The 14,042-nt window shown below is 70.7% G+C and carries 15 protein-coding genes and 1 tRNA gene; 10 read left to right on the top strand and 6 right to left on the bottom strand.

Features of this window, described 5'->3' with window-relative positions; all coding sequences use genetic code 11:
* The 5 genes from selA to ACQZ13_RS22110 all read left to right on the top strand — a co-directional run bounded on the left by selA (window position 1) and on the right by ACQZ13_RS22110 (window position 5,605).
* Window positions 1–1,482: an L-seryl-tRNA(Sec) selenium transferase gene (gene selA / locus ACQZ13_RS22130; protein WP_431048102.1), complete on the top strand. Its 1,482-nt coding sequence runs from the start codon at window positions 1–3 to the stop codon at window positions 1,480–1,482.
* Window positions 1,479–3,590 carry a selenocysteine-specific translation elongation factor gene (gene selB / locus ACQZ13_RS22125; RefSeq protein ID WP_431048101.1) on the top strand — a complete coding sequence of 704 codons (2,112 nt, stop codon included), beginning with the start codon at window positions 1,479–1,481 and terminating at the stop codon, window positions 3,588–3,590. The genes selA and selB overlap by 4 nt, the downstream gene beginning before the upstream one ends.
* Window positions 3,591–3,627: 37 nt before the next feature.
* A tRNA-Sec gene (locus ACQZ13_RS22120) sits at window positions 3,628–3,723 on the top strand.
* Window positions 3,724–3,764: 41 nt separating this feature from the next.
* Window positions 3,765–4,652: a putative selenate ABC transporter substrate-binding protein gene (locus tag ACQZ13_RS22115; RefSeq protein WP_431048100.1), complete on the top strand. Its 888-nt coding sequence runs from the start codon at window positions 3,765–3,767 to the stop codon at window positions 4,650–4,652.
* 50 nt (window positions 4,653–4,702) lie between these two features.
* Window positions 4,703–5,605, top strand: coding sequence for a putative selenate ABC transporter substrate-binding protein (locus ACQZ13_RS22110; RefSeq protein ID WP_431053338.1), 903 nt, complete (start codon window positions 4,703–4,705; stop codon window positions 5,603–5,605).
* Here ACQZ13_RS22110 and ACQZ13_RS22105 read toward each other — a convergent pair.
* The gene (locus ACQZ13_RS22105; RefSeq protein WP_431053444.1) at window positions 5,598–5,762 is read right to left on the bottom strand and encodes a hypothetical protein; all 165 of its coding nucleotides are present in this window, start codon (window positions 5,760–5,762) and stop codon (window positions 5,598–5,600) included. The genes ACQZ13_RS22110 and ACQZ13_RS22105 overlap by 8 nt on opposite strands.
* Between ACQZ13_RS22105 and ACQZ13_RS22100 the strand changes: the two genes are divergently transcribed.
* From ACQZ13_RS22100 to ACQZ13_RS22085, 4 genes are read left to right on the top strand one after another with little or no spacing between them, the layout of a single operon-like run.
* A complete protein-coding gene (locus ACQZ13_RS22100; protein ID WP_431053336.1) occupies window positions 5,701–6,531 on the top strand; it encodes a putative selenate ABC transporter substrate-binding protein in 831 nt (276 codons plus the stop codon). The genes ACQZ13_RS22105 and ACQZ13_RS22100 overlap by 62 nt on opposite strands.
* 15 nt (window positions 6,532–6,546) lie before the next feature.
* Window positions 6,547–7,359 carry a phosphonate ABC transporter ATP-binding protein gene (locus tag ACQZ13_RS22095; protein ID WP_431048099.1) on the top strand — a complete coding sequence of 271 codons (813 nt, stop codon included), beginning with the start codon at window positions 6,547–6,549 and terminating at the stop codon, window positions 7,357–7,359.
* Window positions 7,356–9,059 carry a phosphonate ABC transporter, permease protein PhnE gene (gene phnE / locus ACQZ13_RS22090; protein ID WP_431048098.1) on the top strand — a complete coding sequence of 568 codons (1,704 nt, stop codon included), beginning with the start codon at window positions 7,356–7,358 and terminating at the stop codon, window positions 9,057–9,059. Before ACQZ13_RS22095 ends, phnE begins: the two co-directional genes overlap by 4 nt.
* 11 nt (window positions 9,060–9,070) lie before the next feature.
* Window positions 9,071–9,649 carry a nitroreductase family protein gene (locus ACQZ13_RS22085; protein WP_431048097.1) on the top strand — a complete coding sequence of 193 codons (579 nt, stop codon included), beginning with the start codon at window positions 9,071–9,073 and terminating at the stop codon, window positions 9,647–9,649.
* A gap of 12 nt (window positions 9,650–9,661) precedes the next feature.
* Here the strand turns inward: ACQZ13_RS22085 and ACQZ13_RS22080 are convergent, their stop codons facing one another.
* A complete protein-coding gene (locus ACQZ13_RS22080) occupies window positions 9,662–10,090 on the bottom strand; it encodes a CBS domain-containing protein (RefSeq protein WP_431048096.1) in 429 nt (142 codons plus the stop codon).
* A gap of 173 nt (window positions 10,091–10,263) precedes the next feature.
* Window positions 10,264–10,794, bottom strand: coding sequence for a DUF962 domain-containing protein (locus ACQZ13_RS22075; RefSeq protein WP_431048095.1), 531 nt, complete (start codon window positions 10,792–10,794; stop codon window positions 10,264–10,266).
* Window positions 10,795–10,931: 137 nt separating this feature from the next.
* Between ACQZ13_RS22075 and ACQZ13_RS22070 the strand changes: the two genes are divergently transcribed.
* Window positions 10,932–11,696, top strand: coding sequence for a YceI family protein (locus ACQZ13_RS22070; RefSeq protein WP_431048094.1), 765 nt, complete (start codon window positions 10,932–10,934; stop codon window positions 11,694–11,696).
* Here the strand turns inward: ACQZ13_RS22070 and ACQZ13_RS22065 are convergent.
* The 3 genes from ACQZ13_RS22065 to moaA are packed head-to-tail and all read right to left on the bottom strand — an operon-like array spanning window position 11,693 to window position 14,032.
* Window positions 11,693–12,268 (bottom strand): GNAT family N-acetyltransferase, encoded by a 576-nt coding sequence (locus tag ACQZ13_RS22065; protein ID WP_431048093.1) that lies wholly within the window; start codon window positions 12,266–12,268, stop codon window positions 11,693–11,695. The two genes, ACQZ13_RS22070 and ACQZ13_RS22065, sit on opposite strands and share 4 nt — an antisense overlap.
* On the bottom strand, window positions 12,243–12,884 hold the full coding sequence (gene mobA / locus ACQZ13_RS22060; protein WP_431048092.1) for a molybdenum cofactor guanylyltransferase MobA: 642 nt from the start codon (window positions 12,882–12,884) through the stop codon (window positions 12,243–12,245). Before mobA ends, ACQZ13_RS22065 begins: the two co-directional genes overlap by 26 nt.
* Window positions 12,884–14,032 (bottom strand): GTP 3',8-cyclase MoaA, encoded by a 1,149-nt coding sequence (gene moaA, locus ACQZ13_RS22055; protein ID WP_431048091.1) that lies wholly within the window; start codon window positions 14,030–14,032, stop codon window positions 12,884–12,886. The genes mobA and moaA overlap by 1 nt, the downstream gene beginning before the upstream one ends.
* Window positions 14,033–14,042: the final 10 nt, after the last annotated feature.

The raw sequence follows: 14,042 nt of genomic DNA, 5'->3' as shown, positions 1-14,042 counted from the left end.
ATGAAGCCCGAGGCATCCATGGTTCATGGTCCGACGGCAGGCTCCCCGGTCAGAAGTTCCGATCCGGTCGCGGCCCCGAAGGACCTCCCCTCCGTCGATCGCCTGTTGCGCGATCCGGCGGTGACGCACCTGATGGCGCGGCACGGTCACGCCTTCGTCGCGGCGCAGGCCCGACACCTGCTGGAAACCTCGCGCGAGCGCGCGTTGGCCGGCACGCTGACGGTGGATAACCTCCATCACCTGCCGGCCGAACTCGAACGCCAGTGCGTCGAGCGCCTCGCGCCGCGCATGCGCCGCGTGATCAACCTCACCGGCACGGTGCTGCACACCAACCTGGGTCGCGCGCTGCTCGCCGACGAGGCCTTGCGTCATGTGCTCACCTGCATGAGCTCGCCCAACAACCTGGAATTCGACCTCGCGCGCGGTGAGCGCGGCGACCGCGACAGCCTCGTCGAATCGCTGTTGTGCGAGATCACCGGCGCCGAGGCGGCGACGGTCGTCAACAACAACGCCGCCGCGGTGCTGCTGGGCATCGCCGCGCTGGCGGGCGGGAAGGAGGCCGTGGTCTCGCGCGGCGAGCTGGTCGAGATCGGCGGCGCGTTCCGCATGCCCGACGTGATGGCGGCGGCGGGCGCGCGGCTGGTGGAAGTCGGCACGACCAACCGCACGCACCTGCGGGACTACCAGGCCGCGATCGGTCCGGACACCGCGCTGCTGATGAAGGTGCACACCAGCAACTACGCGATCCAGGGGTTCACGTCGTCGGTGAGCGAGGCCGAACTCGCCCCAGTCGCGAAAGCTGCGGGCGTGCCGCTGATGACGGACCTCGGCAGCGGATCGCTGGTCGATCTGGCGCAGTGGGGACTGCCGGCCGAGCCGCTCCCGCAGGCGATGCTGGCCGACGGTTGCGACGTCGTGACCTTCAGCGGCGACAAGCTGCTGGGCGGGCCGCAAGCCGGGCTCATCGTCGGCCGCAAGGACCTGGTGCAGAAGATCCGCAAGTTCCCGATGAAGCGCGCGTTGCGGCTGTCCAAGCTGCCGCTGGCGGCGCTGGAGGCGACGCTGCGGCTCTACCTCCAGCCGGACCGGCTGACGCAGGATCTGCCGACGCTGCGCCTGCTGACGCGACCGGTCGGTCAGATCGAGGCGCAGGCGGAACGGCTGCTGGCGCGCGTGGAAGACGCCGTGGCGCCGCGCTTCGACGCGCGGGTGAGCGCGATGCTGGGACAGATCGGCTCGGGCTCGCTCCCGGTGGAGACGCTGCCGTCGGCGGGGCTGGTGCTGACGCCGCGGCTGCCGGGCAAGCGCGGCATCGGCCGCGCGCTCGACGAGCTGCTCACGGCGCTGCGCGCGCTGCCGCTGCCGGTGATCGCGCGGGTGCAGGCCGACGAGCTGTGGATGGATCTCCGCTGCCTGGACGAGGCGCGCGAGGAGCCTGACTTCGTCGAGCAGCTCGCGCTGCTGAAGGAGCAGCTCGCGTGATCGTCGGAACCGCCGGACACATCGACCACGGCAAGACGACGCTGGTGAAGGCGCTCACCGGCGTCGACACCGACCGGCTGCCCGAGGAGAAGCGGCGCGGCATCAGCATCGCGCTCGGGTATGCGTTCATGGATGCAGGAGCGGGTGCCAATGAAGGCGGGCGGATCGGCTTCGTCGACGTGCCGGGTCACGAGCGCCTCGTGCACACGATGCTGTCGGGGGCGACCGGCATCGATCACGCGCTGCTGCTGGTCGCCGCCGACGACGGCGTGATGCCGCAGACGCGCGAGCACCTGGCGCTGCTGACGCTGCTCGGGATCGCGCGCGGGACGATCGCGCTGACCAAGTGCGACCGCGTCGAGGCGGCATTGCGCGCGCAGCGGCGCGAGGAGGTCCGAGCGCTGGTGGCCGGCACGCCGTTGGCGGACGCGGCGGTGTTCGAGGTCGCCGCGACGACGGGCGAGGGCGTGCGCGAGTTGCGCGAGCACCTGATCGCCGAAGCGAAGGCGTTGCCGCCGCGCGGGGTCGGCGGACGCGGGTTCCGGCTGGCGGTGGATCGCGTGTTCAGCCTCGCCGGCGTCGGCACCGTCTGCACCGGCACCGCGCACGCGGGCGAGGTGGCGATCGGCGACGAGCTTCTGCTGTTGCCGCCGGCGCCCGGCCAGTCGCCGCGGCGCGGACGGGTGCGTAGCCTGCATGCGCAGAATGAGCCGGCGGAACGCGCCCGCGCCGGACAACGCGTCGCCATCGGCCTGGCCGGGCTGGAGAAGGACGAGGTCGAGCGCGGCCAGTGGCTGGCCGCACCGGAGATCGCGCAGTGGACGGATCGGATCGACGCGCGTTTGCGGTGGTCGGCCGAGGAGAGCAGGGCGCTGCGCAGCGGCCTGCCGGTGCATGTGCATGTCGGCGCCGAAGCGGTCACCGGGTCGGTGGCGGTGCTCGGACGCTTCGGTACGGCGCAGGCCGCTGGCCCTCACCCCTGCCCTCTCCCGCAAGCGGGAGAGGGAGTAAGTCTTGTGGCGGGGGCTGAAGCGGAGCGGTCCGGGGGAACGAGTCTTGCGGTAGCGGCTGAAGCGCTGCAACCGGGCGAGGAGGGCTTGGTGCAGCTCGTGCTGCATCGACCGGTCGGCGCGTGGGCCGGCGATCGCGTGGTGCTGCGCGATGCCGCCGCGACGCGCGCGCTGGCCGGCGGCGTGGTGCTTGATCCACAAGCGCCGGCGCGCTATCGCCGCACGCCGCAGCGGCTGGCGGAGCTCGTCGCGCTGACGGCCGATGCGCCGGCCACGCGGCTCGCAGGCCTGCTCGCGCAGGCGCCGATGGGCGTGGACCTGGCGCGCTTCGCTGCCGGGCAGGGCGTGGCCCGCGACGCGCGTGAGGCGCTCCTCGCGGCGGCCGGGGCTTCGACCGTCGTGCCCGGCGCCGACGGTCCGGCCTGGGCGCTCGGCGCTTCGCAGACAACGCTGTGGGAGGGCGTCGCGCTCGCCCGTCTGGCGCGGTACCACGAGGACCAGGCCGAGGAACTCGGTCCCGACCTCGCGCGCTGGCGGCGGCTCGCCGCGCCGCGCATGGCGGAGCCGCTCTGGCACGCGCTCGTGCGCCGGATGGCCGCCGGCGGGCAGGTCGCGATCAGCGGCGCGTCCGCGCATCTCCCGGCGCACGGCGTCCAGCTGTCGGCGCTGGACGAACGCCTCGCGCAGAAGGTGATGCCGCGGCTGCTGGCCGCTGGATTCGAAGGCGCCTGGGCGCGCGATCTGGCCAAGGACGCGCACGAGCCCGAGGCGCTGGTGCGCACGACGCTGGCACGGCTGTCGCAGCGGGGCGAACTGTTCCAGGTCGTCAAGGATCTCTACTATGCGCCCGCGGCCGTCCAGGAGCTGGCGCGCATCGCGCGGGCCTCGGCCGTCGGCGGCGATGTGACGGCCGGGACCTTCCGCGACCGCAGCGGCCTCGGCCGCAAGCGCGCGATCCAGGTGCTGGAATTCTTCGACAAGCTCGGCGTGTTGCGGCGCGTCGGCGACGCGCACCGGCTGCGGACCGACAGCCGGCTGTTCATCGACGATCATGAGGGCGGCGGCGCGATCCTCGGCCATGCCGCCGAGACTGCATGAATGCGCGGCGATCGACAATCGACGCGCAACGATCACTGGAGAGACAACGATCCTGGTGGATCGGCCGGACTTCAAATCCGGTGGACGGCGCCACGCGCCGTCGGGTGGGTTCGACTCCCATGTCTCTCCGCCAATTTTCCAGAGTTCCTTCCCCACCCTTCACCGGAGCCCCCGATGCCTAGCCTCTTCCGACAAGTCAGCCGTGCGCTGCAGGGAATCGTCGCCGCCTCGTTGATCGCCTCGGGCCTCTCGGCACCCGCGACGGCGCAGCCGCTGCCCGTGCTGCGCGTGACCGCCATCCCCGACGAATCGCCGACCGAACTCGCCCGCAAGTTCGCCCCGCTGGGCAAATACCTGGAGAAGGAACTCGGCGTGAAGGTCGAGTGGACGCCCGTCACCGACTACGCCGCCGCCGTCGAGGCGGTCGTCAACAAGAAGATCGACCTGGCCTGGTTCGGCGGCTTCACCTTCGTGCAGGCCAACGTGCGCTCGGGCGGCAAGATCGTCCCACTGGTCCAGCGCGAGGAGGACGAGAAGTTCCGCTCCGTCTTCATCACCGACGCGAAGTCGGGCATCACCAAGCTCGAGGACCTCAAGGGCAAGACGCTCAGCTTCGGCTCCGCCTCGTCGACCTCGGGCCACCTGATGCCGCGCTCGTTCCTGCTGGCCGCGAAGATCAACCCCGACGCGGACCTCAAGCGCATCTCCTTCTCCGGCGCGCACGACGCGACCGTCGCCGCCGTGGCCTCGGGCAAGGTCGACGCGGGCGCGCTCAACATCTCCGTCTGGGAAAAGTTGATCGCCGAGAAGAAGGTCGATACCTCGGCCGTCAAGGTCTTCTTCACGACCCCGCCGTACTACGACTACAACTGGAGCGTCCATGCCGACATGCCGGCGGCGACGAAGGAAAAGCTCAAGACCGCGTTCCTGAAGCTCAACGCGTCCTCGCCGGAAGGCAAGGAGATCCTGGACCTGCAACGCGCGACACGTTTCGTGCCCACGCAGCCGGAAAACTATGCCGGCATCAAGGCCGCGGCGGAAAATGCGGGTCTGCTGAAGTGAGTTGAACGGAGGCTGCCATGCCCGACTCCTGGCGACGAATCGGACGTGCGATGCGGGCGCGGGTCGCTGCGTCGCTCTTCGCGACGGCCATTGCAACGAGCATCGCGACGGGCATCGCGACGGGTCTTGCGATCGTCATGCCGGAACCGGTGCGGGCGCAGACCCGGGAAGTGCTGCGCGTGACCGCGATTCCCGCCGGTTCGCCCGCCGAGCTCGCCAGGCGGTTCGCGCCGCTCGGCCGGTACCTGGAGCGGGAACTCGACATGAAGGTCGAGTGGGTGCCCACCGTCGACTACGAAGCCGTCGTCGACGGCGTGGCCCACAGGAAGATCGATCTCGCGCTGCTCGGCGGCTTCACCTTCGTCCTGGCCAATGCGCGCACGGGCGGGAAGATCGTCCCGCTGGTCCAGCGCGACGGGGACGCCAACTACCGCTCCGTCTTCATCACGCAACCGCACAGCGGCATCCGGCGCCTGGAGCAGCTGCGGGGGCGGACGTTCATCTTCGGTCCCGTCTCGTCGACGTCCGGGCACCTGATGCCGCGGGCGTCGCTGCTGGCCGCGAAGATCGATCCCGAGCGGGATCTCCGGCAGGTGAGCTATTCCGGTGGGCATGACGCCACGGCCGCGGCGGTGATCTCGGGCAAGGTGGACGCCGGCGTGCTGCATCTCTACGCGTGGGAGAGGCTGATCGAAGACAGGAAGGTGGACGCGAAGTCCGTCAGGATCTTCTTCACCACGCCGCCTTTCTACGACACCAACTGGAGCGTGCACGCCGCCATGCCGGCCGAGACCCGGGACGCGATCAGGACCGCGTTCCTGAAGCTCGACGCGTCGAGGCCGGAGGACAAGGACATCCTCGATCTGCAGCGCGCGACGAAGTTCGTGCCGACGCGGGTCGAGAACTACAACGGCATCAAGGCCGCGGCCGAGAGCGCGGGCCTGCTCAAGTGAGGGGACGGGAGAGCGCCATGTCGAGCTTCAGGACCGGAATCACCCGCAGTGTCCGGCGCGCGTGGTCGGGCGCGGTCGGCGTCGTCGCGGCGACGCTGATCGCGACGGGCAGCGCCGGGCCCGCGATCGCGCAGCCCTTGAAGGTGCTGCGCGTCACCGCCATTCCCGGCGAGTCACCCGCCGAGGTGACTCGCCGCTTCGGACCGCTGGGTCGGTACCTGGAGACGAAGCTCGACATGCGGGTCGAATGGGTGCCCGTGCTCGACTACGACGCGGTCGTCGACGGACTCGTCCACAAGAAAATCGACCTCGCGCTGGTCGGCGGGTTCACCTTCGTGCTGGCCAACGCCCGGACCGGCGGCAGGATCGTCCCGCTGGTCCAGCGCGAGTCGGATGGGGAGTACCGCTCCGTCTTCATCACCCGGGCGGGCTCCGGCATCAAACGGCTCGAGGACCTGAAGGGCCGCTCCATCAGCTTCGGGCCCGGGTCGTCGACATCGGGTCACCTGATGCCGCGCGCGGCGCTGCTCAACGCCCGGATCAGGCCGGAGGCCGACCTGACGCGCGTGCTCTACGCCAGCGGGCACGACGCGGTGGTGTCCGCCGTGCTCGGCGGCAGGGCCGACGCCGGCGCCTTGAACATCTACATCTGGGAGCGGCTCGTGACCGAGAAGAAGGTCGACACCGCCGTCGTCACAGAGTTCTTCACGACGCCGCCGTACTACGACACCAGCTGGAGCGTCCACGCCGACATGCCCGCGGCGACCCGCGAGCGGATCAAGACCGCTTTCCTGAAGCTCGATGCGACGAAGCCGGACGAGAAGGAGATCCTCGATCTGCAGCGCTCGACGAAATTCGTGCCGACGCGGGTGGAAAACTATCAGCGCATCAAGGCCGCAGCCGAAAATGCCGGTCTGTTGAAATGAACTGAGGCGATCGGGATGCGTCTGCTGGAACTGGACGGTCTGCATCTGAGGGCCGGGACGCGCACGCTGATCGAGCCGCTGTCGCTGCGCATCGAGACCGGCGAACAGGTCGCGCTGATCGGCGCGTCGGGCGCGGGCAAGACCTCGCTGCTGCATGCGCTGGCGTTGGCGCTGGCGCCGGTCGCGGGCACGCTGCGGCTGGCGGGCGAGGACGCCTGGGGGCTGTCGTCGCGCGACCGTCACCGGTTGCGGCGCGAGCTGATGCTGGCGCCGCAGCATCCGCCGCTGCCGCCGCGCCAGCGCGTGGTCACCGCGGTGCTGGCCGGGCAGTTGCCCGGCGCCTCGATGGGACAGACGCTGCGCATGCTGTTCAGCCCGACCGAGGCGCAGGCGCGGCTCGCGTTCGAGGCGCTGGACCGGCTGGAACTCGGCGACCGGCTCTGGTCGCGCGTCGACCAGTTGTCCGGCGGCGAGCGCCAGCGTGTCGCGGTCGCACGGCTGCTGGTGTCGAAGGCGCGACTGTGGCTCGCCGACGAGCCGCTGTCGGCGCTGGATCCGCAGCGCGCGCAACGGGTGCTGGAGGTGCTGAAGGACAGCGCCCGCGCACAGGACCGGACGCTGGTGTGCAGCCTGCACCAGGTCGAGCTGGCGTGCCGGCTGTTCCCGCGCGTGATCGCGCTGCGCGAGGGCCGCCTCGTCTACGACGGCCCGCCGCGGGGACTGGGTGCCCGGCAACTCGACGAGATCTACGCGGACCTGCTCGACGAGCCGCCGATGGTCGACGAATTGCCGCTGCCGGCGACGCCTCCTCAGGCGATGTGCCGATGAGCGCGGGCGGACCGCAGGGCACGCGCGGCGTCGCCTTGGCCAACGGCGCGTCGGCGTCGTCGGCGGCCTCGGCGACCGCCGGCGCGCCCTGGCGGCGGGATCCGGCCGCTTCGCGACGTCTGGCGCTGGCCGTCGCGCTGCTCGTGCTGCTCTGGCCGCTGCTGGTCTGGTGTGAGTTCCGGCCCTGGGAACTGCTCGACGAGCGCAGCCTGCGCGCCACGATGCGCTTCGGCGCGCAATTCCTGACGCCGCGCGTCGATGCCGAGTTCCTGACGATGCTGGCCGCCGACACCTGGCGCACGGTGGCGATGGCGACGGTGGGCCTGGCGCTCGCGTGGGTGATCGCCGTGCCGCTGGCGCTGCTGGCGACGGCGCGGCTGTCCGTGTCCGCGGTGGCGGGCCGCATGGGTCCGGTGCCGGCGGCGCTGCGCGGCATCGTGCGCCTGGTGCTGATCGTGCTGCGCTCGGTGCCGGAACTGGTCTGGGCGCTGATGCTGGTGCGGGTGATCGGCCTGGGGCCAGGCGCGGGCGTGCTGGCGATCGCGCTGTCCTACGGCGGCATGCTCGGAAAAGTCTACGCCGAGATCCTGGAGAGCGCCGACGCCGCGCCCACGCAGGCGCTGCTGCGCGGCGGCGCCGGACGCCTGCAGGCGCTGCTCTTCGGCACGCTGCCCGGCTGCGCCGACGAACTGGTGAGCTACACGGTGTACCGCTGGGAATGCGCGATCCGGTCCTCGGTGGTGCTGGGGTTCGTCGGCGCCGGCGGACTCGGCCAGCAACTGGACAACGCGACCAAGATGTTCGCGGGCTCGGAGGTCGCGACCATCCTGCTGGTGTTCGTTGTGCTCGTGGCGATGGCGGACCGGATCAGCGCCTGGCTGCGTCCGGCGCGCGAGGCGGGGCAGGGCGCGGAGTCGTCCCGGCCTGCGGGTCGACCGCCGGCGAGGTGGGGCGTGCGCGGGCTGCTGGTCGGCCTGCTCGCGCTGCTGGTCGCGAGCTTCGCGACCCTGCCGCTGCGCTGGGGGGAACTGCTCGGCGCGGGGGCGCTGGCGCAGATGGGCCGCTTCATCGCGGAGTTCTTCCCGCCGCAGCTGGCGCCGGCGTTTCTCTCGCGCGTCGGACAAGGGGCGCTGGAAACCTTGGCGATGTCGGCGCTGGGCAGCGGGCTGGCGGCGGTGGCGGGCCTTGCGATCGCGCTGCTGGCCAGCCGGCCGCCGGGGCTGTTGCGGGCGGCCTCGCGCCTGCTGCTGAATGTGCTGCGCAGCGTCCCCGAACTGGTCTGGGCGGCGATCCTGCTGGTCGCGGCGGGCCTGGGGCCCATGCCGGGCACGCTGGCGCTGGCGCTGCACACGACGGGCGTGCTGGGCCGCCTGATGGCCGAGGCGCTGGAGAACGCGCCGCCGCAGACCGCCCAGGCCCTGCGCTGGGCCGGCGCGTCGCGCTGGCAGGTGTTCGCGTTCGCCACGCTGCCGCAGGCGGCGCCGCAACTGCTCAGCTACACGCTCTACCGCTGGGAGAACAACATCCGCGCCGCGACGGTGCTGGGCGTGGTCGGGGCCGGGGGGCTCGGCCAGATGCTGAGCCTGCACCTCAGCCTGTTCCAGATGCGCGAGACTTGCACCGTGCTGCTGGCGATGCTGGCGCTGGTGATGCTGGTCGACGCCTGTTCCTACGCGGCGCGCCGGAAGTTGAATCGATGAAGAGAACCGCCATGAACGACGACGCCCTGAAGCTGCTGCTCGCACGCGCTTCGGTCGGACCGAAATACCTGATCGAACCCGGTCCCGATGACGAGCAATTGCGTCTGATGGTCGAGGCGGCGCTGCACGCGCCGGACCACGCGGGGTTGGTGCCGTTCCGTTTCAAGGTCGTGCGCGGCGAGGCGAAACGTTCGATGGCGGCGCTCTTCGCCGAGGCCGCGCGCCGTGCGGGCAAGGACGCGGACGGGCTCGCCATGGACGAGGAGCGCGCGTTGCGTCCGCCGGTGACGGTGGCGGTCGTGGCGCGGCTGGACATGGGGCATCCGCAGGTGCCCGCACACGAGCAGTGGGCCTGCGTGGGCGGGGCGCTGACGAACTTCCTGAACGCCGCGCAGGCGCTCGGCTTCGGCGGCAAGATGCTGAGCGGAGCGAAGGCGCGCGATCCGGGATTGATCGCCGCGTTCTGCGAGCCGGGCGAGACGCTGCTCGGTTGGATCGCGATGGGCACGCCGGCGCCGACGGACAAGCCGTCCAAGCAACGCGGTGCCAAGGCAGGCGCCGACCGCGCCTTGCAGTTCTGGGGTGGTTAGGGCGATCCGCCCTCAGCCGTAGATGTAGCTCTGGAGTTGGGCGATCGTCAGTTCATCGTCCGCAATGATGTTGTCCATCAGGTCTCTGATCGACAGCATGCCCACGACGGTGGACCCTTCGACCACCGGCAGGTGGCGGATCTTGCGCTGGCTCATCAGGCTCATGCACTCGCGGCATTCGGTGTTGGGCTTCACGACGAACACGTTGGCCGTCATGACCTCCTTGACCTGCGTGTTGCGCGAATCTCTGCCCTGCAGCGCGATCTTGCGGGTGTAGTCGCGCTCCGAGAAGATGCCGAGCAGCCGCTCGCCCTCCATCACCAGCAGCGCGCCGACGTCGTGCTGCGCCAGCAGGTGCAGCGCATCGAACACCGTCGCTTCCGGCGTGATGCGCCAGACGCTGGGGCCGCGGTTCTTCAAGAGTTCGGACACCGGTTTCATGGGGCCTCCTGGCGAAATGCTGGCGAAGTCCTGACGAGATCCTGGCCAGATCGTCGCGAGGTCGCTGCCCATCGCCGACGGATCCGGAGGTCCAAGATAAGCGCCTTGGCGGCGCACCGCAAGCCCCATCAAGACCCGACCCCCAAAAGAGCGAGGTCGTGATGCTGCGAGGCTCAGGCGGGGTGGGTCAGATCGCGCAGATGGGTGGGACCGGCGCGGCGTTCGATCTCTGCGAGCAGGTCGCGGCCCCAGCCCATGGCGAAGAGCGCTTCGCCGACGACGAACATCGGACCCACGAGCAATCCGATCAGATCGTCGACGAAGGCGGGTTTGCGACCCTCGTAGTAGTGGCCGACGAACTGGATGATCCAGCCGACGATGAAGCTGCCCAGGCCCCAGGCGAGCCAGCCGCCGACGGAGCCTTCGGCAAGCGGATGCGCCAGGGCCATCAGCACCGCGTTGACGACGGCGGTGGCCAGGCCCAGGACCAGGTTGCCGCGTGTCAGGTACCAGATCGTCGCGGCGCCCCAGACCACCCAGGCGGCGGAGACGGTCCAGTCGGCGATGTGGAATTGCGCGCGCGCCAGCAGGACGCCGATCGCGAAGACGATCAGCGGGATGCCGACGAAGTGCGTGGCGATGTTGCGGCGGTCGCGGTGGTAGGCGGCGTACTGCGCCATCAGGTCAGTGGCTTGACGTGCCATGGCAGTCTCCGTGCGAGGTGTCGTCGTGATGTCGCAATGCTAGTGCGACCAGCTTGTTTGTGCCGTTCAGAATGCGGGTCTGACCACTTTGGTTTACCCCTATGCGAGTGTTGACGCGGGCAAGCGAGGTTCCCCAGGTGCTGCGGCGCCGGTGGCGGCGCGGGGCGGGCGGTGCCGCGATCCTGGTGGCGGCGCTGACCGTCGCGGGATGCGGCAGTGCACCAATTGCGGCAAGCGCCGGGCCATCCCCCGCAGGCGGTGACGCGCCGCCGTCGTCCTGTCCCGTCTGGCTCGCGGCACAGCAGCGCGGCGAAGGACGGCTCTACCGCGTCGACGCCGCCGCCTCGCAGGTGCGCATCCACGTGTTCCGCGGCGGGCGGCTCGCCAAGGTCGGGCACAACCATGTGCTGGGCGTGGAGCGGCTGGCCGGCCAGGTCTTCCTGCCCGCCGACGGCATCGCCGGCGCCGGCGTCGAACTCGGCTTCCGACTCGACGAGGTCGGCATCGACAAGCCCGAATGGCGCGCCGGCCTCGGCCCCGATTTCGCCAGCGTGCCCACGGCGTCCGACGTCGCCGGCACCCGCACCAACATGCTCCGCGCCGTCGACGGGGAACGCTTCCCGACGATCTCGATGCGCAGCACCACCGTCGCAGGTGCGTTCCCGGTCCTCGCGGTCAAACTCGCGGTGCAATGGCACGGTCAGGTCCGCGAGATCGACGTGCCCGTGCGGGTGGTCCGGCCTTCGGACGACGCGCCGTTGCGCGCTCAAGGCGCGCTCGTCCTGCGCCAGAGCGAGTTCGGCATCACACCGTTCTCCGTGCTCAACGGGCTGCTCGCCATCCAGGATGAGCTGACGGTCGAGGTCGATGTGGCAGCCCGGGCGGCGACCGCCTGTCCCTAGTCACGCAGGTCCAGGCTCATGAGGTCCTTGGCGTAGTAACGGCCGTCGGACAGGCGGATGGCGCGGGGAAGGTGGCCATAACGCGTGAAGCCGGCCTGCCGGTACACCGCAATCGCCGCCTGGTTGCCGGCGGTGACGCTCAGCGTCACCGACTCCAGACGCGGCTCGCGACGCAGCAGCACCAGGGCCTGCTGCAGCAGACGCTTGCCGATGCCGCGTCCGCGGTAATCGTCGTCCACCATCATCCCGATCAGGTGCGCGATGTGCATCACCTTCTTGCGGTTCTCATGCTCGCAGGTCAGCGCCCCCACCAGTCGCGCCTGCGCGTAGGCGCCGAGCGTGAACAGCGACTTGCCGCCCGCCTGCGGATGCAGCCGCACGCGGTAGCTCGCCGCCTCGCGCGCACGCTCGGTCTCCGCGTCGGAGGTGAAGGCCTGTTCATGCCGGGCCAGCATCGCGTCGCGCAGGGCCTTGTAAGCGGGGAGATCGCCCTCGGTCAGCAGGCGCAAGGTGATCGGAGCGCCGCCGCCGCCGTCGCGTCCGGCGTCATCGAAGTCGTTCAAGTCGCTCAAGCTCGCTCCTGTCGTTGATATTGGCGAAGGCCCGCTCGTCGATCGGGCGGTCGAACGAGACGCGTGCCAGCGGCAGGCTGGACAGCCAGCCCTCGACGCGTCGTTCACCCGCGCGCAGTGCGGCGTCCAGCGAGGCGCGATGCGTCGAATGGATCAAGCTCGCCAGCGGCTGGCTTCGCAGGGGCTCACCAGGCGCCTCGCGGCCCAGCGCCATCGCGGCGGTCTGGTCGGTGCCGAGGCCGTCGGCCAGTCGCGCGAGGAGGTCCTCAGGCAACCACGGGCTGTCGCCGCTGACGACGAGCAGCCAGCTGCCGCCGCCTGAGGCGTCTTGGCCGTCCTCAAGGCCGGAGGCGGCCATCGCGTCGAGTCCTGCAAGGATGCCGGCGAGCGGACCGGGAAAGTCCGGCAGCGTGTCTTCGAGGACCGGATGTCCGAGGCGGCGGTACTCGTCGAGGTGGCGGTTGGCGCTGATGAGCACGCGACCGTCGGTCTGTGGCGCGATGCGGGCGAGCACGTGCTCGACGAGCGGGCGGCCCTGGAAGGGCTGGAGCGGCTTGTCGACGCCGCCCATGCGCGTGGCGCGCCCGCCGCAGAGGAGCAGCGCGGTGGCGCGCATCAGCCGCCGATGTAGTGCATCTCGACGCGTCGCGCCGGGCCGGCGTCCGCGGAGGCCGGCAGGCTGGCGCGGAGTTCGGAGTAGCGGTCGTTGCGCCGCGTCCAGAGCGCGCCTAGCGCGGCGGCGATCTCGTCGTCGGTGCGCGCGTCGTGGGCGGCGTCGCCGCGCAGCAGGGCGCGCAGGTCGTGGCCGTCGCCGGCGAAGAGGCAGGTGTAGAGGCGCCCCTCGGTGGAAAGCCGGGCGCGGTTGCAGTCGCCGCAGAAGGCCTGGGTGACGCTGGAGATGAGGCCGATCTCGCCGCTGCCGTCGGCGTAGCCCCAGCGGGTGGCGGTCTCGCCGTCGGAGGAGGGTGCGAGCGGGACCAGGTCGGCGCCTGGTCCAGCGTCTTCGCGCAACCGGGCGAGGACGTCGGCGGAGGGCAGGACTTCGTCCATGCGCCAGCCGTTGCTCATGCCGACGTCCATGTACTCGATGAAGCGCAGCACGACGCCGGTGCCGCGGAAGTGGCGCGCCATGGGGACGATCTGGTCGTCGTTGGTGCCGCGCTTGACGACCATGTTGACCTTGATGGGCGCCAGGCCGACGGCCTGCGCGGTCTCGATGCCGTGCAGGACGTCGGCGACGGGGAAGTCCACGTCGTTCATGCGCCGGAAGATGGCGTCGTCGAGCGCATCCAGGCTGACGGTGACGCGCTTCAGCCCGGCGTCCTTGAGCGCCTGCGCCTTGCGGGCGAGCAGCGAGCCGTTGGTGGTGAGCGTGAGGTCGAGCGGCAGGCCTTCAGGCGTGCGCAGTGCGGCCAACTGGGCGATGAGCGCTTCGAGGTTGCGGCGCAGCAGCGGTTCGCCGCCGGTCAGGCGCAGCTTCTGGACGCCGAGCTGGGCGAAGACGCGGGCGAGTCGGGTGATTTCCTCGAAGGAGAGCAGGTCGCGATGGGGGAGGAAGGCGTAGTCCTTGTCGAACACGTCCTTGGGCATGCAGTAGCTGCAGCGGAAGTTGCAGCGGTCGGTGACGGAGATGCGCAGGTCGCGCAGCGGCCGGCCGCGCGCATCCAGCCACGGGCCGCTGCGGGGCGGCGGCAGCGGATGCGGCACGGGAGGCGTCCGCCCGATCTGTCTCAGATCGAGCAGCGGAATCACACCATCGGTCATGGACCGGATT

Source organism: Roseateles sp. L2-2 (genome assembly GCF_050613215.1).
GTDB classification, from domain to species: Bacteria; Pseudomonadota; Gammaproteobacteria; order Burkholderiales; family Burkholderiaceae_C; genus Roseateles; species Roseateles noduli.
Note: the sequence above shows the minus strand (reverse complement) of the source record. Positions and strands in the feature narration are given on the sequence as shown.